Source organism: Collimonas sp. OK242, from assembly GCF_900107095.1.
Lineage (GTDB): Bacteria > Pseudomonadota > Gammaproteobacteria > Burkholderiales > Burkholderiaceae_D > Collimonas.
The window spans coordinates 148,258-171,792 of the sequence record NZ_FNOR01000004.1 but is presented as its reverse complement, the minus strand read 5'-3'; the positions used below and the strand labels follow the sequence as shown (position 1 = coordinate 171,792).

The window sequence follows — 23,535 nt, the reverse complement described above, 5'->3', positions numbered from 1 at the left end:
CATCAGAACCAGCTCAGGTCGCCGCCGCGCAATACGTGCGCATCGCGCAGGCGGCGGGTATAGCCTATACGATCAAAAAATTCCAGGATCTGGATGGCGCGCTTACGGCCCAGTCCCGTGGCATCGCGCCAGCGTGCGGCATTCACTCCTGCCGCAGCTGTAGAATCATGCTCTGGCCTTTGTTCTGCGGCCAGACGCGCCAGCAGCGCGGCTAGTTCGCGCACACGGTCATGGTGATAAAACAGGTCGCGCTCTATTTGATATACCAGCCCTTGCCGCAGTAATTTACGCAATAGCTGCCGCACCGCTTCCTCTGCAATCTTGTGCGCTTGCGCCAGTTCGCGCACCCAGGGCGGGTCATATCCCGCTGCGGCCAGCGTTGACAGCAGCTGTTGCGCCAGCGCCTGTTCCTCTTCTGACAGCGTTACCGTATGCTGCGGCAGATGCAGCCATGGTCCGCTGCGCTGAATCGTCGCATCGCCGATGAGGGAGTCGACGACTGCCAACCACAGCGCGCTATCCAGCGCCGGCAGCGTCATCCGCCGCAGACGTGCGGCGTCCACACCCTGTTCGTCAGGAAAGCGTGCATGAAACTCCGTGAGTGCAGTTAGCGCCAGCGTTCTTAACGACTGCCATTGGGCAGACAGCATGACAAAATTATCCTGCTCTTGCGCACCGGTCGCGATGGATTGCGCGTCTTCCGGCAACTGCAATGCGGCGGCTGGCATGCCGCTAAGCTGCATCAGCATGGAGAAGCGCAAGCCGCCAGGCGCAGCGGCTTGCAGCAACGCGCCGATGCCGGCGCCGTTCAGCATGTGTTCGATCGCATCGAGCCAGGCGTGGCGTTCCGGTGTGCGGCGCTTACGTGCAGGAGCAAGCGGGTCCAGTACATGACCGCCGCCGATGGTCATGTTTGCCTGCGCATTGCGGATGATAAAGCGGTCGCCCGGAATCGCGCAGACAGGCGTTTCAAATTGCAGCTGCACTCTGCTGCGGCTGCCGGGAGACAGCGTATTTCCTTCCAGTAGCGTGACCTGGGCAACTTGATGCAAGGTGCCCAGGTGTACATGCAGGGGTGAGCGGTTGCGCAGCAATACGCCGGCATGGGCCGACAGCTGGAGCTCCACATCAATCCGTGTCGACGGCGTCATTGCGCGTGGATCGGCCAGCCAGTCGCCGCGCCTGATGGCATCCTTGTCGATGCCGCTCAGGTTGAGTGCGCAACGCTGTCCGGCGCGGCCGCTGGGGGCCGCGCGGTTTTGCACATGCAGGCTGCGTACGCGCGCCATGTCGCCGGCTGGCATCAGCGCAACATGATCGCCGACGTGGACCTGGCCGGAGAAAACGGTTCCGGTCGCCACGGTGCCGTGTCCTGCAAGGGTAAACACCCGGTCAATCGCCAGCCTGAATAGTCCGTCATCGCGACGCGGCTGCATATGCTGCGCGACCTCGTGCAAATGGCGTAGCAGGGCGGCGGTTCCAACATCTTGCAAGTCATGTGCGGCGACGGGAAAGAGCGCTACGTCTGCCAGCATGGTGCTTGCCAACAGCTGTTGAATTTCGCTGGCGACTTCGGCAATGCGCGCTTGATCGACGCGGTCGATTTTGGTCAGGGCCACTGCGCCGCTATTGACTCCCAGCCATTGCAGGATTTCCAGATGCTCGCGTGTTTGCGGCATGACGCCATCGTCGGCGGCAATCACCAGCAATGCGAAGTCGATGCCGGAGGCGCCCGCCACCATCGTATGCACCAGATGCTCATGACCCGGCACGTCGATAAATCCCAATACTTCGCCATTCGGCAGCGGGGTGTAGGCATAACCAAGCTCAATCGAAATGCCTCGGACCTGCTCCTCCTTGAGGCGATCGGTACTGACGCCTGTCAGCGCCTTGATGAGCGTGGTCTTGCCGTGATCGATATGCCCGGCGGTGCCGACGATCATAGGGACAGATCCAGCAACTGTGCGTTGAAAACGGCTTCGTCACGTTCTTCCAGGCAGCGGCAATCCAGCCACAACGCATCGCTGGCGATCCGTCCGATGACAGGACGCGGCAACTGGCGCAGGGCTTTTTCCAGTTGGTCGAGCGCGCGGCCATGGCGTTTGGCGCCATTCCCGGCACGCACCACCAGGCCGTAACTCGGCAGCTGGTCGACTGGCAATGCGCCGCTGCCAATCTGGCTGAACATCGCTTCTGCGGTGACGGTATAGCGGGTTCCCAGCGCAGTCTGCAATACGCTTAACAGGCGTTCAGCCTGAACTCGTATCGCAAGCTGGTTACGGGTAAGCAGGCGTAAGGTTGTCAGGCGTTCTGCCAGAAATTCCGGGGCAAGATACAGTCTTAGCACCGGTTCCAGTGCGGCCAAGGTGAGCTTGCCGACGCGCAGCGCACGCTTCAGCGGATTTTTCTTGATGCGGGCTATCAGGTCTGCGCGGCCGACGATCAGCCCGGCCTGCGGCCCGCCCAACAGCTTGTCGCCGCTGAATGTGACCAGATCCGCGCCTTGCCGTATGGTTTCCCGTACCGTGGTCTCTCCCGGCAGGCCCCACTGCGTCAGGTCGACCAGCGTGCCGCTGCCGAGATCAACTGTAACAGGCAGTCCGTGCGGGCGCGCCAGTTCTGCCAGCGTCGAGACTTCGACACTGTGCGTGAAGCCGCTGATGGCGTAATTACTGCAATGAACCTTCATCAGCATCGCGCTACGCGGCGTGATGGCGTTGGCGTAATCCGCCGCATGGGTACGGTTGGTGCTGCCGACTTCCACCAGTTTTGCGCCTGCGCGCTGCATGATGTCGGGGATGCGGAATGCGCCGCCGATTTCGACCAGTTCGCCGCGCGAGACGATCACTTCTTTCCTTTGCGCCAGTGCATTGAGCATCAGCAGCACGGCGGCAGCGTTGTTGTTGACAACGGTGGCTGCTTCGGCGCCGGTGAGCTCACACAATACGTCTTCAACCAGGCTGTCGCGATCGCCGCGGCCGCCGGTTTCCAGATCGAATTCAAGATTGCCGGGAGCTGTCAGTGCACTGGTCACCGCCTGCACCGCTTCGTCCGGCAGCAGTGCGCGCCCCAGATTGGTATGCAGCACGGTGCCGGTAAGATTGAACAATGCCCGCAGATGCAGCCGGTTGGCAGCTGCCAGCTGCTTTGCGAGAATCTCGACCAGCTGCGATTCGTCCACATCTGCCTGCGCCAGTTTGCCGGCAAGGGCATCGGCCCTCAGCTGATCCAGATGCCTGCGCACCGCGGCGGTTACCCGAGTGCGTCCGTATTGCGCCAGCAAGGGCTGGGCTGCCGTCAGATTCAGAATACGGTCGACGGCGGGAATGTCACTGACAGAGGCGATCGAGATTGTGGCTGCCTCAGCTTGCGTGATTGCAGCAGCCATTCAGTTCTCCGTGGATTGCCAGAGCAGGGGATTGCCATGGCGGCGTGCATAAACAGTTTCGCCCATCAGCAGATCCAGGGCTACGCTGGCCAGGTCGTCGGCCAGCGGTTCGAGATAGGGATCTTTTTCCTGATAGAAGATTTTCAGCCAGCTGTGGCATTCATCGCAGGTCTCGGCCTTGATGGCCGGCGAACCATCTGCGATGGCCTGGTAGGCGATGCCTTTTGTGGAATCGCAATAGCTGCATTTGATGCGCACCATATGCCACTCGGCCGCGCACATGCTGCATTGCAGGTAGCGATGCCCCTGCGATTGCCCATCCATGCGCACAACGCTGGCCACCGGCAATGAGCCGCAGCATGGGCACAGCCCAGGCGTATCCAGCAGCGGCACATCGCGTACGCTAAAGCGGGTCACAAGATCGCAGCAGACCACTTGCAGGGCGGCAGCGTAAAACGGGGCGCTGGCCGGATCGACAATCTCATGATTGTTGCGCAGGATCGCTTCGGCCTGGCTGTCACGCTCGTTGGCGCCGGTTTGCTGAAGCCGCGCTACCAGTTGCGTTACGGCAGCCGGGATGTCGGCGGCTTCTGCGATGTGTTGGAGTAATTGATTGAAGACAGCTTGCCAGTGCGGGCTACGCACCTGATCTGTAGCCAGAATCAATGGCATCAGATGCGTGTGTGCCAGGTTGATGCGCGCCTGGTCCCGGGCATGGTCGTCTGGTTCGCCGGCTAATCTGTTCAATGCCTGCTGCTGCGCCTCCGCCAGTACCGCCATCAGGTTCAGGTAGCCGCCGATGGCATTTCCCGCTGCGAGTTGTTGCAGGCGTTGCGCGCGATTGCTGAATACGCTGGCGCGTTCCGGCAGGCGAATGCGTGGAATGGCATTTTGGTCAAGTGCTTCGATTTCGCCCGGTTCGAGGATACGTTGCAAGTCGGTTCCTTCATTCGTCTGTCATGTTCCGGTACCAGGCCGGATGATGCTTGCGCGCCCAGGCGCGGCTGACGGTGCCGCGCGTCATGGCGCCCACCGTTCCCTTGATCCAGATGGCCGCATAAATATGCACGACGATGCCCACGATCAGCAAGAAGCCGCACAGCGCATGCAGCACAACCGCAACCCGGATCACAAATAGCGGGAACAGCCAGGAAAACCAGGCGCGCCAGATGACGATACCGGACAGCAGCAGTCCTATCATACAGGCGATCATGATCCAGAACAGCAACTTCTGGCCACCATTGTAGCGGCCCACCGGCGGCAGGTTTTGTTCGCGATTGCCGACCACCTCGCGTATCCCTTTTAGCCAGGCAATGTCATTCTTTTCGATCAGATTGTAGCGCCAGAAACCAAGGGCCAGTATCGCAAAACAGACAAACATCACCAGCCCGATGAAAGGATGCAAGATGCGCGTCCAGGTGCCGCCGCCCAATACAAAGGTGAGCCAGAACATCGCTGGATGGAACAAGGCCAGTCCGGACAGCGCCAGCACTACAAACGTGATGGCGACGAGCCAGTGGTTGATGCGCTCCTTGGCGTTGTAACGTACGATGCTGTCTTTTTCTACATCTCGTTCGGCGTTGTTCATGGCGGCAGATCCTGCGAGTTGATGTTGGGATCGTTGGGATCATTCGTGTCGACAGTTGGCGTGGCAAGCAGCGCGGCACGCTTGGCGGAATCGGCTTCCTCCTTCTCCGCCGCCTTGTCATCCTCCGAGACCTCGCTCGGTCCGACCTTGATATAGTGGAAAAATCCCGCCAGCGCCGTCAACGCGATGCCTGCCAGCGCGAGCGGCTTGGCGGCGCCTTTCCACAAACCGACCAAGGGGCTGATATGCGGGTTGTCTGGCAGGCCGTGATAGAGCGAAGGCTTATCCGCATGATGCAAGACGTACATGACATGCGTGCCGCCGACGCCTGGCGGGTCGTACAGGCCAGCCTGTCCGAAGCCACGCTCCTTGAGATCGACTATGCGCTCTTCTGCGTGCGCCTTCATGTCCTCTTTGGTGCCGAATACGATCGCGCCGGTAGGGCAGGTCTTGACGCAGGCCGGTTCCTGGCCCACGGCGACCCGATCTGAACAGAGCGTGCATTTATAGGCTTTGTTGTCCTTCTTTGAAATGCGCGGCACGTCGAACGGGCAGCCGGTGACGCAATAGCCGCAGCCGATGCAGTTTTCTTCGTGAAAATCGACAATCCCGTTGTTGTACTGGACGATCGCGCCGGGCGCCGGACAAGCCTTGAGGCAGCCCGGATCTGCGCAGTGCATGCAGCCATCCTTGCGGATCAGCCATTCGAGATTGCCGTCCGGATTTTCGTATTCCGAAAAACGCATCACGGTCCACGAGTGTTCCGTCAAATCAGGCGGATTGTCCAGCACGCCGACGTTGACGCCGACCTCGTCGCGCAGATCGTTCCATTCCATGCATGCGGTCTGGCAGGCTTTGCAGCCTATGCATTTAGTGACATCGATCAGTTTGGCGACAGTGCCGGTCACCTGTTCACGTACGCCGGGCGGCGCCGTAGTGGTGGCGGAGACGCGTTTGACATCGAGTGATTGCAGGGCCATGGTTTCTCCTATGCCTTCTCGACCTTGACCAGGAACGACTTGAATTCCGGCGTCTGCGAATTGCCGTCGCCCACACCCGGCGTCAGCGTGTTGGCCAGGTAGCCCGGTTTGGTCAAACCTTTGAAACCCCAGTGTATCGGGATCCCTACGTGATGCACCGGCTTGCCTTCAATCGTCATTTTCTTGATGCGTTTGGTCACCACCGCCACGGCAACAATGTGACCGCGCTTGGAACTGACCTTGACCCGCTCGCCGGCGACCACGCCGACTTCCTTCGCCAGCTCTTCGCCAATCTCGACAAACTGCTCGGGTTGGAGAATGGCGTTGAGACGCGCATGCTTGGTCCAGTAGTGGAAATGTTCGGTGAGCCGGTAAGTGGTGGCTACATGCGGGAAGGCATCGGCCTTGCCGAACATGGCGCGGTCGTCGGCGAATACCCGCGCGCCCGGATTGCTGGTCGCCGCCGGATTTTTTGGAAACAGCGGGTTGTAGCCGACCGGCGTTTCGAACGGTTCGTAATGCACCGGGAACGGTCCCTCGGCCATGCCGGCCCTGGCAAAGAAACGCGCCACGCCTTCCGGGTTCATGATGAACGGTCCCATGCCGCCCGCCGGCGCTTCGTCCACCTTGAAATCGGGCACGTCGACGCCGCCCCATTTCTGGCCGTTCCAGCCGATCACCTTGCGTTTCGGATCGAACGGTTTGCCATTGAGGTCGCAGGATGCGCGGTTATACAGGATGCGCCGGTTGGCCGGCCATGCCCATGCCCAGTTCAGGGTTTGCCCGATGCCGGTCGGATCGGAGTTGTCGCGCCGCGCCATCTGGTTGCCGGCTTCGGTCCAGCAACCGGCGAAAATCCAGCAGCCGCAGGCCGTGCTGCCGTCATCGCGCAGCTCGGCAAAGCCGGCCACCTGCTCGTTTTTCTTGCGGACGATCTTGGTCGCATCCTTGGGATCAGCCAGGTCGCTGAGCGCGCGGCCGTTGTATTCCTTGGCCAGTTCTTCCGCGGTCGGGTTTTCCGGATTGGCGTAGGGCCATGACAGGTTGAGGATAGGATCAGGATATTTGCCGCCGTCCTTGGCGTACATCGTGCGAATCTTCAGGAACAGCTCCGACATGATTTCCAGATCGCTGCGCGCCTCGCCCGGAGGCGGTGCGCCTTTCCAATGCCATTGCAGCCAGCGGCCGGAATTCACCAGCGAGCCGTCCTCTTCGGCAAAGCAGGTGGTGGGCAGGCGGAATACCTCGGTCTGTATCTTGCTCGGATCGACGTCATTGAACACGCCATGGTTCTGCCAGAACTCGGAAGTCTCGGTGGCCAGCGGATCCATGATGACCAGGAACTTCAGATTAGCCAGGCTGGCGCCGATTTTCCCTTTGTCCGGCGCCGCCGCCAGCGGGTTGAAGCCCTGGGCGATATAGCCGTTGACCTTGCCTTGTTTCATCAGTTCAAACACCTGCAGCATGTCGTACGGCTTGTCCAGCTTGGGCAGATAGTCATAACCCCAGTTGTTGTCCGCCTTGGCGGCGTCGCCCCACCATGCTTTCATCAGGCTGACATGGAACTTGCCGTAGTTCTGCCAGTAACTCAGCTGATTCGGGCGCAACGGCTTGCTGGCGCGCGCGGCGATATATTTGCCGTAGTCTTGCTCGGATTCCGAGGGCAGGGTCATGTAACCCGGCAGCAGATTGGTCATCAGCCCCAGATCGGTCAGCCCCTGGATGTTCGAGTGGCCGCGCAAGGCATTCATGCCGCCGCCGGCAATGCCGATATTGCCGAGCAGCAGTTGCACCATCGCGCCGGTGCGGATGATTTGCGAACCGATCGAATGCTGGGTCCAGCCGAGCGCGTACAAGATGGTGCCGGCGCGTGTCGGCGATGCGGTGGACGCCAGCATTTCGCACACTTTCAGGAATTTCTCCTTGGGCGTGCCGCACACGCTCTCCACCATCTCCGGTGTGTAGCGATCGTAGTGCTGTTTCATCAGCTTGAATACGCAGCGCGGATGGGCCAGGGTCGGATCGGTCTTTACAAAACCGTCGTCGCCCAGTTCGTAATCCCAGGTGGTCTTGCTGTAATTGCGTTTTTCCGCGTTGTAGCCAGAGAAAATCCCGTCGTCGAAAGTGAAATCTTCCCGCACGATAAAAGTGAAGTCAGTGTAATTCTTGACGTACTCGTGCTGAATCTGATCCTTCTCCAGCAGGTAGCGGATCACGCCGCCGAGGAAGATGATATCCGTGCCGGTACGGATAGGCGCGTAGAAATCCGCCACCGAGGCCGAGCGCGTAAAGCGCGGATCAACCACGATCAGCTTAGCCTTGTTATGCGCCTTGGCTTCCGTCACCCATTTGAAACCGCAGGGATGCGCTTCGGCTGCATTGCCGCCCATGATGAGAATAACGTCCGCATTCTTGATGTCGACCCAATGATTCGTCATCGCTCCACGGCCAAACGTCGGGGCAAGACCTGCCACCGTCGGACCGTGTCAGACACGCGCCTGGTTATCGAACCCCAGAATGCCAAGACTGCGTATGGTTTTATGCGTCAGGTAGCCGACTTCATTGCTGCTGGCCGATGCGGCCAGCATGCCCGTGGTCAGCCAGCGGTTGACGGTCAAGCCCTCCGGGGTCTTTTCGACAAAATTGGCATCCCGGTCCTGCTTCATCAAGGTTGCAATGCGGCTTAGCGCATCGTCCCAAGACATGCGTTTCCATTCCTTGGCGCCTGGCGCTCGATATTCGGGGAACCGGAGACGGCTCGGGCTGTGCACGAAATCGAGCAAAGCCGCGCCTTTGGGGCAGAGCGTGCCGCGATTGACCGGGTGATCCGGATCACCTTCGATGTGAATGATGCTGGCTTGGGCATTCTTGGCGCCATCGCCGAGGCTGTACATCAGGACTCCGCAACTGACGGAGCAGTAGGGGCAGGTGTTGCGGGTTTCGACGGTGCGCGTCAGTTTATAGCTGCGGACCTCCGCCAGCGCGGGCGCCGGCGAAAATCCCATCAACGCCAGGCTTGAACCTGCCAGGGTAGCGCCAGTCGTTTTAAGAAACTGGCGCCGAGACATGTGAACCATGGGGGGACCTCTCTTTGTGCACTGGTGCCAAATAGCGTTCGGAGCATGCTGTTTTATTATAGGATGGATTATTGTTTGTCAATAGAAGGAAATATATTTGCCTCGCTACCATGGTCAATCATCCTGATTCCTGCTGGCAGGTTACCTTAAATGTTGATTAATTGTCAATTTTAAGATGAGCAAGTCGGTCGTATGATTAATGCATTATGGCGACGCGACACGATGCTCATGGAACGGCAAGGTTTCTGCAATTTAGTGAAAACATTCCAGAAGAAGCGTCTGAGAAACTCTATTTTCGAACTACCGCCACCAGATTCAGAGATGGCTGTGCATTTGGCGCAATTGTTATATGCGACTCGTCAAAATTGAATTGCCGTGACGAGCCAGACGATTCGCGTTTACTTTTCAATGTGTGAAGAACATTTAATAGTTTCACCCTCAGGAACCTTGGTACAAAAGGCAGTGTGAAGGGGAGTGTCAGCCATTTCACTTTCGCGCAGCGCTTAAGTTCTATTGCGATCACATCTTGGCGCCCGCTCATGTGCTGTATCCGGACGTCTGGAAAAACTCTATTCAATGTTCTTCTGAGAGAGTTCGTGCTGTATTCGCGAATGTGCCAGCGATTCCAGGGGGATTGGAAGGGCAGCAAACGGGTGCTGCGATCCGGGGTTACCAGTAGCAGATGTCCGCCAGGTACGAGGACGCGGCGAATTTCTGACAGGTAATGCGCAGTTTCTTCAATGTGCTCAAAAACCTGAAACGACAGTACGGTGTCAAACGACTGGTCCGGAAACGGCAGGCGACTGTCCGGCGCGCAGCAGTGGAAATCAAGGTTATCCGCTGCGTAGTGTTCGCGGGCGTATGCAATGGCATCATCCGCTACATCAACGGCATGCACATGAGCGGCATTTTTTGCGATTCGCGCAGCACCATAACCGCTGCCACAGCCATAATCGAGAACGCGCTGGTTCCTTGTGAACTGTTCAGCAAAATTGTAAGTGGCGATATGCATAACATAAATGACGTAATCTTCGAGCGAAGAGTGGTAATGCTCGATGATCATTCTTTCACCGGTAGGTTCGAGACTCATGGCGTGGGATGTAAGTAGGGATTAAGAAGAACATGCCGCACGCCGGGAAAAAATCAGCATGACATAGGCAGTTAGGAAGCACAGGCTATCACCCAGTATGGTCGCCAGCCTGAAACAGACAATGATAAGAAGGGCGTTTGATCCTGGGTAACTCGCGCTGAGCATGCCAAGCATGATCACTTCACGAACGCCTAAGCCGGCAGGGGCGCCTGGCGTAAAAAAACCAGCAACCCAGGCCAGAGAAAAGCTGGCGAGCAGCAGCATGAAATCATGCTTTACTTCTGGCAGCAATGCCGTCGCCATCAAAAAAATCCCGACGCCAATCATGACGTAGTTCAAGCAGTAGGCCGCCAAAGCTCGCAGCAGCGTCAACGAATGAGGCAGCAAGCCTGCCAGCGATGACTTGCCGTAGGCGGGGGCAAATCGTTTGAGCAGGCGCGGAACCATGGGACGATAGAGCAACAACGCGATGATTAACAGCCCGACCAGCATTGGAATGAAAATGGTCTGGTGCGCAGACGCAAAACTGGCGAGACCGGCTTGTGAAAAAAAAGCACCAGTCGTCCCAGTCACTAAAGCGGCCAACAAGGCAAGCAAAGTTTCTGAAAATACGGTTAACAAGAATGGCTGAATGGCGATACCGCGCGTCATTGACATCGCAGCACGACCAATATGTTGTCCGACATTCCCCGGTAGATATTTAGCCATCTGGGTGACGCCCATGATCATTGACAACTCGTACCATGAATGAGGGCAGCCGATATCGGCAAGCATGTTTTTCCAGGCCCAGGCGCTCACCGGGATGATGGTGGCGTAAAGTAGTGCTGCCACGATGATGCCACCTATCGCCGGAGCGGTGATGTAATGCGATATGTCCGCGATGGTTAACGTTTTGACCGTATATCCCATGAAAGCAATCACAGCCACCAGGCCAATCAGAAGGCCCAGAAAACGATAGATTTTCTTCAGCATTGGCGTCTGGCTCTGACGACATAGCCGCTGCCGAGATCTTTATTGATAAAGATGCCTTGTATCATGGCAAACAGACGTAACGCCCATTTACCCGGCACAGAACGCAGTAGGGGGTAGAGCCTCATGTGTGGCACGCGGTCGGTGCCACTTCGGTCATTATTCTGCTTGCGGTTTGTTTCATCGTTGTGGGAATTGTTGTATATGCGGCGAGCATAGATGGGGGCGCTGATCCATTCGGTCAGGTTCGTCAGTGGGAAACCATAGCATTCGAATATTTCCACTTCCAGTCCGGCATCCTGCAACAATGTTATTAGCGATTCGCGCTCATAGCGTCGAAAATGTCCGGCCCATTGGTCGCCCGCGCGCCATAGCTTCATGTGAGCTGGTACAGACAACAATAATTGCCCGCCCGGCTTGATCCAAGATACCCATTGCGCCAATGCCTGCTGGTCGTCCTCGATATGTTCCAACACGTCAAAAGCGCATAACACGTCAAAACAATTTTGCCATTGCGCCCCAGGCAGTGCATGAAGCGGAATGTCTCGGCCAAATCTATCAACTACCGATTGCGATAACGTGCGAGCTTCAACGGAGAGTTCCAGCGCTTCGCAGCGGAATCCATTCCGGGATAATTCAACCAGCAACGCTGCAGCGCCTGGGCCGATTTCCAGTAGTCGTCCGGGCTGCATCTTGCTCATCAATTGGCGGATTCGCGCACGTCGCATCAGGTAACGTGGCGCAGGAACCCAACCCAGTTCTGGTACGGCTGGTCCAAGTATCGGGTCAATTTTCATTATTGATTTTGAAATTTTCTTTTGTTAGCAGCCACTTGCGAAACTGAACCCCGATCGCTGCAGCATCAATCTTGTTTGCCAAGTCAGCGTGGCAACGAGTGGTGCGGTGATCCGCCAGCATATCCGCATGCGATTTCACCGCATTCGCCAATGCATGCGCATTACCGGCAGGGATTAAAGCGACACACGGAGGATTGTGCCGCAGGAGCTCCCGAATGGCTGGGGAGTCTCGGGTAATTAACGGCTTTTGCGCTGCAATAATCTGGTAGACCTTATTCGGGATAACATTGGCAGCTTTTTTCGAGGTGCCAAAAATGCCAAGACAGATATCCGCTTGTTGAATCCAGGTTATCAAATCGGGGTAATCAATCCATTCAAGCCAACGCAGGCGTGCCACAGGCGCGTTAGCAAGCATCTCTCGGACGCGTTGTGTTTCTTGTCCCTGTCCGATCAATATCCAATCGATCTTTTCATCACGTAGCAAGCCGGCAGCTTCTACAATATATTCAATCCCATGCAATGGAATAAACTGGCCGTAGAACAGCACCTGCAAAGGCCTTTCAGGTTGCGGAGCAGTTGCGGGGGCGACCGGGAATTTTTCTGTTTCCGCGCCTACCCACACCGCGCCGCATTCGCCGTCACGTAAACGAAAGAGTCCTTCCAACCGTCTGGCGTGTGCTTCGGTATCCATGAAGATGCCGTTGGCCGCTCTGACCGCGAGCCACTCCAGCCCCCACAACACACGAGCCGCCGGGTGGTGGATACTGAACAAACGCCGATCGTCGACCACCGTATCGTAGGCCGAGATAAAGACATCCCATGCTACCGGCGTGCGTCTTAACCAGGCGAAGCAGCGGATGACCAATACATCGAACAAGCCTGGGTAGCTGACCAGAACCAGATCATGGGCCGGCAATCGCAGATATCGCCAAATCAGTAATGGATAGCAGGAAAAGAGACGGAGCACCAAAGACAGCTTGCTGAAAACACTGCTGATCTGGCTTTTGTCTTCAATACCGCTCCAGATATCTGTGTGACACTCGATCAATTGGACGCTGCTTTTCCGGATACCCTCGCGCAACAGCCTCACCCGTGGTTTGCCCGTGTCATAAGTACCCCATAAGACGATTTTCATCGAATCTGCTTAAGCAGCCATGTCATCAAGCGGCGTCAACGATTGCATATCCCGATCAATCGAGCGATCCAATATTGCGTTTGCGTCTTTGCCAGCTCGTAATCGAAAGCGCACGTCTTCGGTCAATTTTCGGTTGGCTGCCAACATATCCGCCAAAAAAGCTACCAGCAAGGTCTGAAATCCCATTACCAATAAGACAGCTACCAGAATCAAGGACTGAATGTGCCCCGCCCCTTCGCCACCGATGTACTTCCACATGAACCGCAAACCAATCAAGAGGCCTGCGCTGAACAATATGGCGCCAATCGTTCCGAAAAAGCGAAAAGGACGATAGATGACGAAAATTCTTACAATGGTGACTATGCTGCGCCACACATACGATGAGATGCTTTTGACCAGGCGTGACGGCCGCAGGTCCGCGTTCACCCGGATGGGAACCGAGGTGATACTCATGTTTTTTTGCCCGGCCTGGATGATGGTTTCGAGTGTGTAGGTGTAGTTACTGAAAACTGTCAGGCTTTGGGCCGCAGTGCGGCTGATAGCGCGAAAGCCACTGGCGGCGTCGGGGATGTCAGTCTTGCTGGCGACACGTACCACCCAGCTGCCCAGTTTTTGCAGCATTTTTTTCCACGGCGAAAAATGTTCAATCGCTTCAATTGGGCGTGCACCCACTACGATATCGGCTTGCTTAGCGACAATAGGCGCAGTAAGTGCGGGGATATCATCCGCATTGTATTGATTATCGGCATCGGTGTTGACAATAACATCCGCTTTCAGGTGCAGGCATGCCTCCAGTCCGCTCATGAACGCGCGCGCCAAGCCCTGATTACGAGTATGGCGTACTACATGGTCGACACCGTTTTCTCGGGCTATCTTAATCGTGTCGTCACTACTACCGTCGTCAATGATTAACCATTCGACGCTATCAAATCCCAAGATTTTTCTGGGTAAGGCAGCAAGCGCAATGGCGAGGGTCCCGGCTTCGTTATAACAAGGGATCTGGATAATCAGCTTCACGTCGTTCCGTTTCTTTTATATTAGATGCTGCTATACGATACATTTCCACTATCTTGTATCAGTACAATTTGTTTTTTGAGGGCCAAAACAATATCGAAACGCTTAAGCCGCAGAGCAGGGTCAGGATGATGGCCTGCGTACGCCTCTTGTTCGACTCTGTAACCGCGTCAATGGAGAACATAAGACTCCAATCTAATTCCCGATTATCACGACGCGCTTTCCCCCTGGTTGTGTCTGATGTCATCCAGGCTGTAACGGCTTTGCCAGCCGGGCTATCTATCCCCTCAAGGACCAGCGCGGCGGGCTTATCTGCGATATTTTGCAGGGGCAATTCATCATAACAAAAACGCTGATAAGCGTTGTCGTGCACCTGACGGGTATTGAACAAGATTTTTTGTGAAAAATGTCCTGCTCGCAAGCTCACGGCAAAAGTACCTGTATTGTCTCGATTGTTGTAATTTGCTAACAAAATATCGATGCAAAGCGTGTCTGATCCGGGCCTTTTAAAATTGTTGATCAAGTTCCAATCGATGGGTTGCTCAAGACGAAAGCCAGCTGTCAGCTCACCAGCCGGTGTTTGCTGTAGAACTGGTGGCGGGGGGAGAACAGAATATTCATATTTTCTTGAATATGAACCGTCTGGAAAAATGAAAATAAAAATTAGAAAGCAGGTCACCCATAAAACGAGAATGAAAAATGAATTGAACGATTTCATTGGTAATATATTAAATAAAATGGAATGACTTGATTGATATAAACAGACAATTCTGCACAAGCCAGTAATGCAATTCCGGTATTGATAATAAATCCAGGGAGGCGTAATCGCATCAATACAATCGCCGCGGATAAAATTATCAATGGAGTAACTGGATAGAAATATCTTCCTTGCGCTGCGCGTAAAACACCTTCTTCCAGGTAGGCACCATAAATATGATATAAAAAAACGGAACCGAAAAATAACGTGATTGCAAATCCGTAAAGAGCTATTCTGTCAGTGCTATCTGTGACGTAAAAAACTAAAGGGATCGCTACAATTCCCAGAAATATTGATATGGGAATGGGCAAGAATAAAATAAACATAAAACTACTGAAACTTGTGATACTGATGAAGATTGCAGCATAGCATGCAAGGAAGATAATGGCAGCGAGCAGTATAATTTTATATTTACAATTTATCAGATGAAAGTTTGCTTGTGAAATTAAGGAATTGTTATTTGGGGATTTTGATTTTTCTTTGAAAGAGCACCATGCAAGCCTTGAAATATAAACCATGCAGATGCATGCCATAATGAATAAAAGAGCCAAAAATACATCATGTGGCAATCCATCTGCCGTAATTCCAATAAATTTTAAATGACGTGGAAATGCATCATATTCAAGAAATACATGGTCCATGCCGGCAGCCATATGGCCGAACATGCCATAAAACAAATTGACTATTGATTCGAACACAGGCTGTGAGTTTATATAATCTGAAAAATTCTGCTTTAATGCAATATCCAGTCCTGGTTTCCTATCGGTTCCAGATGTGTAAAAAAAAGACTTAAAATAAATGAAATTGCGTGCCGCCCACATAACTGGTATAGATATTGCAATTAAAAGTATTCCTATTGCATGTCTAACCCGGTTCGGTCCAGAAAGTTCCAGAATTAGAATAAATACCATGGGAGCAATCAGAACCAGTGGAGTCATCATTTTGGTTCCACCTGCGATAGCGAGCCATATTGCACATTGATATGCATCTTTGATTTCTCGAATGAGAATATATTTCGCAAAGAAATGAGTGGCGAGCGCGCAAAAGAGAAAAAGCGATATATCGTGATTGGTGCCTGAAGATAAATGCGATGTCATCGGAATGAAACCAATCGCTGCGGCGACTGCCGTAGAACGTGATGAATCTAATCCGACAACCCTGCAAGTTCGAAATAGAACTAGCAAAAGTAAGGCTCCTGACAATGCGGATACGATACGTGGTAACCGGTAAAGAATATCCGGGTCATTGATTATCAGGCTTCCTATTTTCAGTGGTATCGCTGCAATGGCGTAATACACAGGGGGGTGCTGCGCGATCCAGTTGTATGCAGGCTGGGAATTTGCAGTCTTTTCAACATGTCCCATAACGTCGGCACTTATCACCGACTTCCCGGATGATGGGGGGCTCAGTAGTGGAATGCCTTTTCCATATGCAATATCCTGGGTATATGCAAAATGCCCAATTTCATCTGGAACCGCCGCAAATGGCGTTACGTAGAAAGACAGATACAGTGCTTTGATTAAGAAAAGCAAAGATATTAATAATATTGAAAATGAGTAATTCTTGGAAATATTATTTATTTTCAGCATGTGCCGTCTTGGCCAATTAAAATTGCAGATCGAAAAATATTATTGATGATAATTTATCAATATGCAAGTTCGAAAAGAAATATATCATTCTCAAGGAAATTTAAAGGGGGAATATGGCGTATTGTGCTGTTTTGTATTTAATTGTATTAAATTGTATCGTATTGTGTATTGCCGGGATGAAAGGCATTCGGTTTGCTGTTCATAGGGACTAGCAGCGGCCGCGCTACATAGTCGGCTTGATAAGAGTTGCAAATTAGCATTGTTTCATAGCTGCATCGGCGGCAGCCATTTGATATTCCGTTACATTCAGCGAGCCCTTCTGGCAATGCCCCCCCAACATTGGATTATTCCGACCGTGACTTGTCTCAGCTGTTCCCGCCATCATCGCAACGCGGCATAATACGGCCATGGAACAACAAATTATCGAAATCGACATTGCCGACTGGCAGATCAGCACGCCGAATTCAGCGTGGATTTCCGCCCTTGAGGCGGGGAAAATCCTGTATTTCCCGCATCTCAGCTTTGCGTTTACGGCCGACGAACGGCGCTTCCTGACACCGGCGGTGCGCGATCCCAAGAGCCGCAATATCAGCCTGGACGCCAATGGCAAGCTGAAAGGCGCGCTGGGCGACGCGGCCGATCAGGCGGCGCTGGCCAACATGATCGGGCGCTTTCGAGCGCAAGCGCAGCAACTGATCCATTCCTTGCTGCCGGCTTATGCGGATACGCGCAGCGAGTTGCGCATGGCGCCGACCAGCTATCGGCCGATGCAGGTGGAAACCCGCTCTCAATCCTGGCGCGCCGATGACCGCCGCCTGCATGTCGATGCATTCCCGTCGCGGCCCAATTACGGTGAACGCATCTTGCGTGTATTCGCCAATGTGAATCCGGACGGCGTGCCGCGCGTATGGCGGGTTGGCGAACCGTTCGAAGATGTGGCGCAACGCTTCTTGCCTAGGGTGAAAGCGTATTCACGCTGGCAGGCGCTGGCATTGAACGCCTTGCATGTGACCAAGTCCTTGCGCAGCGAATACGATCATCTGATGCTGCAATTGCATGACGCCATGAAATCTGATCTGGCATATCAAAAAGATGGCCCGCAGCTGACGCAGCCATTTGCCGCTGGATCGGTCTGGGTCTGTTTTTCCGACCAGACGCCGCATGCCGTCATGTCGGGCCAGTACATGATGGAGCAAACCTTGCATCTGCCGGCAGCCAGGCAATACGATCCGGACGCCAGCCCGCTAGCAATTTTGCGTCGCTTGACCGGCCGTGCGCTGACCGAATGAACGCTGCATCGGGTTTTGATGCAGGGCGGGCCCGGCGCATCCGCTTGTTGTATTCCGCAGTATGGTGGCTGGCGCTGCCCTTTGTATTACTGCGCTTGTGGCGCCGCGGCGGCAAGGAACCTGGTTACCGCCAGCATGTGGCGGAGCGCATCGGCTTTTATCCGCCGCTGGCGCCGTCGCTGACAGCGCGCAAATTCTTGTGGGTGCATGCGGTCTCGGTCGGTGAAACGCGCGCTGCCGAGCCTTTGATTGCTGCCATGCTGGAGGCCTATCCAGAGCACGCAATTCTATTGACGCATATGACGGCGACCGGCCGCGCTACCGGACAGGCTTTGTTTGGCAAATCGCCACGGGTGCTGCAATGTTTTCTGCCCTACGATACCGGTTGGATGGCAGGGCGTTTCCTGCGCCATTTCTCGCCTCGCCTGTGCGTCCTGATGGAAACCGAAGTGTGGCCGAACCTGATCGCCCAGTGCGGACGCTACAAGGTGCCGGTGGCGCTGGTGAATGCGCGTCTGTCGGCGCGTTCCCTGCGTCGCGGCAAACGTTTTTCTAGCTTGATGACCGAGGCTGCCGGCGGCATGTCCTGCGTTGGCGCGCAAACCGAAGCAGACGCCGGACGTTTGCGGCAACTCGGCGGCAACAACGTGCAAGTGACCGGCAACCTCAAGTTCGACGTCACGCCTTCTCCTGCCTTGTTGGCCGTCGGCGCTGCGATGCGAGGACAGATCGGTGATCGTCCGGTGCTGCTGTGCGCCAGTACGCGCGATGGCGAAGAGGAGTTGATTCTCGATGCTTTGTCCAGGCGCGGCCAGGATCCAGCTTATGCCGATTTGTTGACCACGAATTTGCTGACCATCATCGTACCGCGTCACCCGCAGCGCTTCGATGAAGTGGCGGACATGGCGGCAGCAAAGGGATTGCCGCCGTTGCGCCGCACCCGGCTGGCTGACGAACCGGTGCCGCCGCAAGTGAAGGTACTGATCGGCGATTCGATGGGAGAAATGTTCGCTTATTACGCTATGTGCGATGTGGCATTCATCGGCGGCAGCCTGCTGCCGATGGGGGGGCAAAACCTGATCGAGGCGTTTGCGGTCGGCAAGCCGGTATTGATCGGACCTCATACTTTCAATTTTTCAGATATTACCGAACAGGCGATTGCTGCCGGCGCCGCGCAACGGGTGAGCGACGTTGACAATATGCTGGAGACTGCAAAACAATTATTGCAGGCGGACCAGCAGCGTCAGACGATGAGTGGGCAAGCCATTCGTTTTGCACAGCAGCATCGTGGCGCAACAGCGCGCACCATGGCCTTGCTGGCGCCGTTTATCTGATCGTTCTGCCATGCATGCAACTGTGATCGCCACCAAACTGCTGAGTACCTTGCTACTGCTGCCAACCAATCTGATCTTGTTGTGCATCGCCGGCTTGCTGCTGCGACGGACTCATCCACGCGTCGGCATGGCCGTAAGTCTGGCGTCGTTGCTGTTGCTGGCAGTATTCAGCAGCAAGGCCGGCGCTTTGTTGCTGGTGACGCCGCTGGAGCAACGTGCGCCACCGATGGCGGCGGGCGCGGCAGATGGCGCGCAGGCGATTGTCATACTGGGTGGGGGCAGGCTGGGAAATGCACCGGAATATGACGGTGACGATACGCCAAACTATTGGACCCTGGCGCGTTTGCGTTATGGCGCGAAGATACAGCGCCAGACCGGGCTGCCGATATTGGTGTCAGGCGGTAAGCCTGACGGCTCGACGGTAACGGAAGCGGCCGTGATGGCAAACAGTTTGCGCGACGATTTTGCGACGCCGGTAAGGTGGCTCGAAGGGGCGTCTGACGATACCAGGCAAAATGCAAAATTCTCCGCCGAGATGTTAAGACTGGCGAATGTGAAAGAAATCATCCTGGTGACGGATGCGGTGCATATGCAGCGCGCTCGGCTGCTGTTCGCTCAGACCGGGCTGAGGGTGGTCGCCGCCCCAACAGTGGAGCGCCTTACTCTGCTGAGTTTCCTGCCGTCTGGCGAGGGTATGCGGCGTAGCGGATATGCGTTGCACGAATGGCTGGGACTACTTTGGTAGCGGGGCGACGGGATTTTTGGCAGCTAACCGGAACTGCGTGAGTGCGAGCTAACTCCAATTTCGGCCAAGATCCGGACCCGCGCAGTTTTGTAAGTCATTGACGCATAACGCGTTTTAATGACATGGAGAACCCAAGTTTGCTATCCTTCGCTACCTGAAAAAAAAGCAGTCTCAATGGATTGCTTTCTAGTTCGTGTTTTTTTATAAATTTCGTGTGATTAAGTTTTTATCCTTGAAGTTTGAGGATTCAACCAATATAAGTCAGTAAGGATTGCAATTGGGTGCCATTTCGTCTTGTAACTCTGCTTCAGATATTATTCTCAATTCCGATGTTGTGCATGTGGCCTTCGGTGTTGACACTAATTATTTCCGCGGTATGGGCGTCAATATTACCTCTATTGTTAAAAATAATCCTGACATGGTTTTCATTTTTCATGTCTTCGCATTTTCCATTACAGATGATAGTCGGCGCCGCTTAGAGGAATTGGAAAGAAGTTGTAATACTTCCATAGTAATTCATCTCCTGCATACTGATATATTGTCTGAATTCTCTCAATTTCCTTGTTTCTCGCAGCACCCGCTTGGCACATTTGTCCGGATATTAATCCCCAATTTACTACATGGAATAACCGACAAAGTCCTGTATCTTGATGCCGATATCTTGTGCATGGGTAAAATTCAGGATTTATTGTCTGTTGAAATGAAGAATTGCATTGCCGCAGTTGTTCATGATGAACTTGAAACCACCGTAAAGACGCAGGTTGCGGCATTGCATCTGCAGCATCATGAATATTTTAATGCGGGAGTGATGTACATTGATGTGAATAATTGGGTAGCGAACGATATCCAAAATAAGGCGCTCATTATTCTTTCAACCCAAGAATTGCGCTTCGCAGATCAGGATGCATTAAATGTCGTACTTAATGGGCATACAAAATTCATTGATGAAAAATGGAATTACCGTTACCACCTGGTGGATTTTCTCAGTAAAGGCGGTACACGTCTGAATGTTACGGAGCCATTTGTATTCATGCATTTCACAGGCCCGGTAAAGCCTTGGCAAGCCTGGTGCCTGCACGAAGCAAAATCCATATTTATCGAATACCAGTTAATGTCTTCTTGGGCTGATATGCCCTTGGATCAGCCGAAAAGTACAAGAGAATTGAAATTGTTTTCAAAATTCCTGATTAAACAACACAGAGTCGCCGAAGGAGTCGGGTGGCATATGAAATATTTATGGATGAAATTTATTCATGATGTAAAGAAATATACGAAATCATGAATATTTTTTTATATCTAATGTGAAGTTGAGTCGAAGTAGCAGTCGTTAAAAGCGATAAAATTATTTGTTCATGTTTGTACTGGAATGTTCGTAAATCGGAGAAGCACTTGCGTTACATGAAATATTTGATTATTGCCATAATCATAGCTTTTTATATATTGGCATTAGTTGTAGATCGCGCGGCCGGGCTACTCTTTGCCTTAATGCTGGTATTGAGCCTGATCTTGCTTGTCATTAAAAAACGTCCGGACGGCAAATCATTTGGTCAACTGATGAAAGATTATTGGCCGCTTAATCTGGCAATGTGCGCTCCCTTGGTTGCCGTATTTGCGAATCAGGTTGCATCTGGTAATTTTATGGGCAGAACATACGATCCGCTCCTTCGGCTTGCGATGTTTGGGCTGATTTTTTGGATTGTCTCGTTTTTACCGATCAGATATATGAAGCAGGTGCAATGGGCCTTGGTCATCGGCGCAATTCTGTCCGCTGTCAAAATCCATATCCTGACCGGCGGTGGAGCCTTACGTTATGGAACAGATTTCATTCCCATTATAATTTTTTCCGAAATGGCATTGTTGCTGGGTGTTTTCTCGGCATTGTCGATCTCGTGGAATAATCCCGGCAACAAAATAACTATATTCTTCAAAATTGTAGCGCTATGCGCCGGCTTGTATGCGGCGTACTTATCGCAATCACGTGGCGTCTGGCTTACGATCCCGGTTTTTATTGTGATTGCCGGCCTGGTGACAAAAAACATCCCTAGCAGTTACAAACTATCAGTCATAGTTTTTTTTGTAATATTAATTACTGCCGTTTCCCACTACGGTCAAATTGTAAAAGAGCGGATGTCCGTTGCTGAAAGTGATATGACTCAATATTCCGGGGGTGAAAATGTTGACACCTCCCTTGGCATTCGCCTTCAACTATGGCGAGGATCCTGGGTACTGTTCACTGAACATCCGCTTACCGGGGTTGGTGTAGAGGGTTTTCCAAAAGCTTTAGAGGAGTTGTCCAAGCGAAATATTATTACGCCATTCGCGGCAACTTTTCCACATTCGCATAACGAAGTATTATTCATGATGTCGAAGCTGGGCATATTCGGATTGTTCGCATTATTGGCATTATATTTCACCCCGGCATATTATTTTTTACGTGATATACGCAATGATGACCATGAGGTTCGATATACAGCTGGCATGGGAATAGCACTCTGTCTTGGCTTTATCGTCCTGGGCTTGGTTGACGTTGTATTTTTGTGGTGGGAGATTTATCCATACTATGTTTTGAGTATTGCTTTTTTCTTGACATACATAATAAAACGCAAAAAATCCCTTGAAGGGGAGCAGCCGCTTCGTTCTTGATTCTTGAACATTTGTTAATGCTTACAGGAAACTAACAGGAAAGCCTCCTGGAGTCACATCCCGTTTGGATTCATGGTTTGCCAGCGCCATGAGTCGCTGCATATGGTGTCTATCCCCCGAGTGGCGTGCCAATCAAGGATGTCCGCAGCTAAAGACGGATCCGCATAGTAGGCGGCGACGTCGCCTGGGCGCCTTGTTACAATCTCATAGGGAATCGGGCGCCCGCATGCTTTTTCATAAGCGTGTATCACCTCAAGAACGCTGATGCCGCGTCCAGCGCCAAGATTGACTGTGAACGATGCATTGCCGGATCGGTCGTCAAGCAAATGTGACAATGCCGACACATGCCCTTCTGCTAAATCCATCACATGTATGTAGTCGCGTACTCCAGTCCCATCCGGGGTAGGATAATCGCCGCCGTATATGCGTAATTTGTCCAGTTTTCCAACGGCAACTTGTGCCACATAAGGCATCAGATTGTTGGGCACGCCGCGTGGATTTTCGCCGATCAGCCCGCTCTCATGAGCGCCAACCGGATTGAAATAGCGCAAATAGCCGATGTTCCATTCATGGTCTGAACATTCCAGGTCGCGCAAAATCTGCTCGCTCATCAATTTGGTTTGGCCATACGGACTGGCCGTCTTTAAAGAGGCAGTCTCTTTAATCGGTACGGATTCGGGATCGCCGTAGACCGTGGCAGATGAACTGAATACCAGGGTTTTCACCTCATGCTGCGCCATAGCCATGCACAAGCTTAACAGGCCGTTCAAATTCGTATCGTAATAAGCGAGCGGAAGTGCTACTGATTCTCCCACCGATTTCAGCGCGGCAAAATGAATGGCTGCATCAATTCTGTTTTGTGAAAAAATTGCATTGAGAAGAGATTTATCCCGTACATCGCCTTCGGCAAAATTCAATTTTGTCTGAGTAATCGTAGAAATCCGTTGAATAACTTCAATACTGCTGTTGCACAAATTATCCAAACCGATAACGTCATATCCGGCCTCAATCAGGGTACACCAGGTATGGGAGCCGATATATCCGGTAGCGCCGGTTAAGAGAATAGTTTTCTTCATAGGGAATTTATTTCAGTTTGACTTGCAAATTCGAAAATTGCTCACTGGCTCTATTGGGTACATG

The 23,535-nt window shown here is 53.3% G+C and carries 19 protein-coding genes; 5 read left to right on the top strand and 14 right to left on the bottom strand.

Annotated features, from left to right (window positions below; genetic code table 11):
• Window positions 1–2: 2 nt before the first annotated feature.
• The 13 genes from selB to BLV81_RS05360 all read right to left on the bottom strand — a co-directional run bounded on the left by selB (window position 3) and on the right by BLV81_RS05360 (window position 16,384).
• Complete coding sequence (selB, locus tag BLV81_RS05425) at window positions 3–1,943, bottom strand: selenocysteine-specific translation elongation factor (RefSeq protein ID WP_092353199.1); 1,941 nt, start codon at window positions 1,941–1,943, stop codon at window positions 3–5.
• Window positions 1,940–3,388: an L-seryl-tRNA(Sec) selenium transferase gene (selA, locus tag BLV81_RS05420; RefSeq protein ID WP_092353197.1), complete on the bottom strand. Its 1,449-nt coding sequence runs from the start codon at window positions 3,386–3,388 to the stop codon at window positions 1,940–1,942. Before selA ends, selB begins: the two co-directional genes overlap by 4 nt.
• The gene (gene fdhE / locus BLV81_RS05415; RefSeq protein ID WP_092353195.1) at window positions 3,389–4,324 is read right to left on the bottom strand and encodes a formate dehydrogenase accessory protein FdhE; all 936 of its coding nucleotides are present in this window, start codon (window positions 4,322–4,324) and stop codon (window positions 3,389–3,391) included.
• Between the two features lie 10 nt (window positions 4,325–4,334).
• The gene (locus tag BLV81_RS05410; RefSeq protein WP_092353193.1) at window positions 4,335–4,976 is read right to left on the bottom strand and encodes a formate dehydrogenase subunit gamma; all 642 of its coding nucleotides are present in this window, start codon (window positions 4,974–4,976) and stop codon (window positions 4,335–4,337) included.
• Window positions 4,973–5,956 carry a formate dehydrogenase subunit beta gene (gene fdxH, locus BLV81_RS05405; RefSeq protein ID WP_092353191.1) on the bottom strand — a complete coding sequence of 328 codons (984 nt, stop codon included), beginning with the start codon at window positions 5,954–5,956 and terminating at the stop codon, window positions 4,973–4,975. The genes BLV81_RS05410 and fdxH overlap by 4 nt, the downstream gene beginning before the upstream one ends.
• An 8-nt stretch (window positions 5,957–5,964) precedes the next feature.
• The gene (gene fdnG / locus BLV81_RS05400) at window positions 5,965–9,033 is read right to left on the bottom strand and encodes a formate dehydrogenase-N subunit alpha (protein WP_143036285.1); all 3,069 of its coding nucleotides are present in this window, start codon (window positions 9,031–9,033) and stop codon (window positions 5,965–5,967) included.
• A gap of 289 nt (window positions 9,034–9,322) precedes the next feature.
• Window positions 9,323–10,096, bottom strand: coding sequence for a class I SAM-dependent methyltransferase (locus tag BLV81_RS05390; RefSeq protein ID WP_092353185.1), 774 nt, complete (start codon window positions 10,094–10,096; stop codon window positions 9,323–9,325).
• A gap of 48 nt (window positions 10,097–10,144) precedes the next feature.
• Window positions 10,145–11,095: a lysylphosphatidylglycerol synthase domain-containing protein gene (locus BLV81_RS05385; RefSeq protein WP_092353183.1), complete on the bottom strand. Its 951-nt coding sequence runs from the start codon at window positions 11,093–11,095 to the stop codon at window positions 10,145–10,147.
• Window positions 11,089–11,889 (bottom strand): class I SAM-dependent methyltransferase, encoded by an 801-nt coding sequence (locus tag BLV81_RS05380; protein WP_092353181.1) that lies wholly within the window; start codon window positions 11,887–11,889, stop codon window positions 11,089–11,091. The genes BLV81_RS05385 and BLV81_RS05380 overlap by 7 nt, the downstream gene beginning before the upstream one ends.
• Window positions 11,879–13,024 (bottom strand): glycosyltransferase, encoded by a 1,146-nt coding sequence (locus BLV81_RS05375; RefSeq protein WP_092353179.1) that lies wholly within the window; start codon window positions 13,022–13,024, stop codon window positions 11,879–11,881. The genes BLV81_RS05380 and BLV81_RS05375 overlap by 11 nt, the downstream gene beginning before the upstream one ends.
• Window positions 13,025–13,033: 9 nt before the next feature.
• Complete coding sequence (locus BLV81_RS05370) at window positions 13,034–14,041, bottom strand: glycosyltransferase family 2 protein (protein ID WP_092353177.1); 1,008 nt, start codon at window positions 14,039–14,041, stop codon at window positions 13,034–13,036.
• 58 nt (window positions 14,042–14,099) lie between these two features.
• On the bottom strand, window positions 14,100–14,756 hold the full coding sequence (locus BLV81_RS05365; RefSeq protein WP_092353175.1) for a hypothetical protein: 657 nt from the start codon (window positions 14,754–14,756) through the stop codon (window positions 14,100–14,102).
• Window positions 14,753–16,384 carry a glycosyltransferase family 39 protein gene (locus BLV81_RS05360; RefSeq protein WP_092353173.1) on the bottom strand — a complete coding sequence of 544 codons (1,632 nt, stop codon included), beginning with the start codon at window positions 16,382–16,384 and terminating at the stop codon, window positions 14,753–14,755. Before BLV81_RS05360 ends, BLV81_RS05365 begins: the two co-directional genes overlap by 4 nt.
• A 407-nt stretch (window positions 16,385–16,791) precedes the next feature.
• Here BLV81_RS05360 and BLV81_RS05355 point away from each other — a divergent pair, with 407 nt between their 5' ends.
• From BLV81_RS05355 to BLV81_RS05335, 5 genes are all read left to right on the top strand, one after another.
• Window positions 16,792–17,673 carry a Kdo hydroxylase family protein gene (locus BLV81_RS05355; protein ID WP_092353171.1) on the top strand — a complete coding sequence of 294 codons (882 nt, stop codon included), beginning with the start codon at window positions 16,792–16,794 and terminating at the stop codon, window positions 17,671–17,673.
• On the top strand, window positions 17,670–19,007 hold the full coding sequence (waaA, locus tag BLV81_RS05350; RefSeq protein ID WP_255364975.1) for a lipid IV(A) 3-deoxy-D-manno-octulosonic acid transferase: 1,338 nt from the start codon (window positions 17,670–17,672) through the stop codon (window positions 19,005–19,007). The genes BLV81_RS05355 and waaA overlap by 4 nt, the downstream gene beginning before the upstream one ends.
• 10 nt (window positions 19,008–19,017) lie before the next feature.
• Window positions 19,018–19,752 carry a YdcF family protein gene (locus BLV81_RS05345; RefSeq protein ID WP_092353169.1) on the top strand — a complete coding sequence of 245 codons (735 nt, stop codon included), beginning with the start codon at window positions 19,018–19,020 and terminating at the stop codon, window positions 19,750–19,752.
• Between the two features lie 277 nt (window positions 19,753–20,029).
• Window positions 20,030–21,034 (top strand): glycosyltransferase family 8 protein, encoded by a 1,005-nt coding sequence (locus BLV81_RS05340; protein WP_255364973.1) that lies wholly within the window; start codon window positions 20,030–20,032, stop codon window positions 21,032–21,034.
• A 116-nt stretch (window positions 21,035–21,150) separates the two neighbouring features.
• On the top strand, window positions 21,151–22,395 hold the full coding sequence (locus tag BLV81_RS05335) for an O-antigen ligase family protein (protein ID WP_255364991.1): 1,245 nt from the start codon (window positions 21,151–21,153) through the stop codon (window positions 22,393–22,395).
• 53 nt (window positions 22,396–22,448) lie between these two features.
• Here BLV81_RS05335 and galE read toward each other — a convergent pair whose 3' ends face one another.
• Window positions 22,449–23,471 (bottom strand): UDP-glucose 4-epimerase GalE, encoded by a 1,023-nt coding sequence (gene galE / locus BLV81_RS05330; RefSeq protein ID WP_092353166.1) that lies wholly within the window; start codon window positions 23,469–23,471, stop codon window positions 22,449–22,451.
• Window positions 23,472–23,535 lie beyond the last annotated feature (64 nt).

Excerpts from the sequence above, each read along its gene's own strand:
- galE (WP_092353166.1), bottom strand. The coding sequence starts at position 23,471 with ATGAAGAAAACTATTCTCTTAACCGGCGCTACCGGATATATCGGCTCC.
- waaA (WP_255364975.1), top strand. The coding sequence starts at position 17,670 with ATGAACGCTGCATCGGGTTTTGATGCAGGGCGGGCCCGGCGCATCCGC.
- BLV81_RS05360 (WP_092353173.1), bottom strand. The coding sequence starts at position 16,384 with ATGCTGAAAATAAATAATATTTCCAAGAATTACTCATTTTCAATATTA.
- BLV81_RS05380 (WP_092353181.1), bottom strand. The coding sequence starts at position 11,889 with ATGAAAATTGACCCGATACTTGGACCAGCCGTACCAGAACTGGGTTGG.
- BLV81_RS05410 (WP_092353193.1), bottom strand. The coding sequence starts at position 4,976 with ATGAACAACGCCGAACGAGATGTAGAAAAAGACAGCATCGTACGTTAC.
- BLV81_RS05375 (WP_092353179.1), bottom strand. The coding sequence starts at position 13,024 with ATGAAAATCGTCTTATGGGGTACTTATGACACGGGCAAACCACGGGTG.
- BLV81_RS05385 (WP_092353183.1), bottom strand. The coding sequence starts at position 11,095 with ATGCTGAAGAAAATCTATCGTTTTCTGGGCCTTCTGATTGGCCTGGTG.
- BLV81_RS05365 (WP_092353175.1), bottom strand. The coding sequence starts at position 14,756 with ATGAAATCGTTCAATTCATTTTTCATTCTCGTTTTATGGGTGACCTGC.
- BLV81_RS05335 (WP_255364991.1), top strand. The coding sequence starts at position 21,151 with ATGAAATATTTGATTATTGCCATAATCATAGCTTTTTATATATTGGCA.
- fdxH (WP_092353191.1), bottom strand. The coding sequence starts at position 5,956 with ATGGCCCTGCAATCACTCGATGTCAAACGCGTCTCCGCCACCACTACG.
- BLV81_RS05345 (WP_092353169.1), top strand. The coding sequence starts at position 19,018 with ATGCATGCAACTGTGATCGCCACCAAACTGCTGAGTACCTTGCTACTG.
- selB (WP_092353199.1), bottom strand. The coding sequence starts at position 1,943 with ATGATCGTCGGCACCGCCGGGCATATCGATCACGGCAAGACCACGCTC.
- BLV81_RS05390 (WP_092353185.1), bottom strand. The coding sequence starts at position 10,096 with ATGATCATCGAGCATTACCACTCTTCGCTCGAAGATTACGTCATTTAT.
- BLV81_RS05355 (WP_092353171.1), top strand. The coding sequence starts at position 16,792 with ATGGAACAACAAATTATCGAAATCGACATTGCCGACTGGCAGATCAGC.
- selA (WP_092353197.1), bottom strand. The coding sequence starts at position 3,388 with ATGGCTGCTGCAATCACGCAAGCTGAGGCAGCCACAATCTCGATCGCC.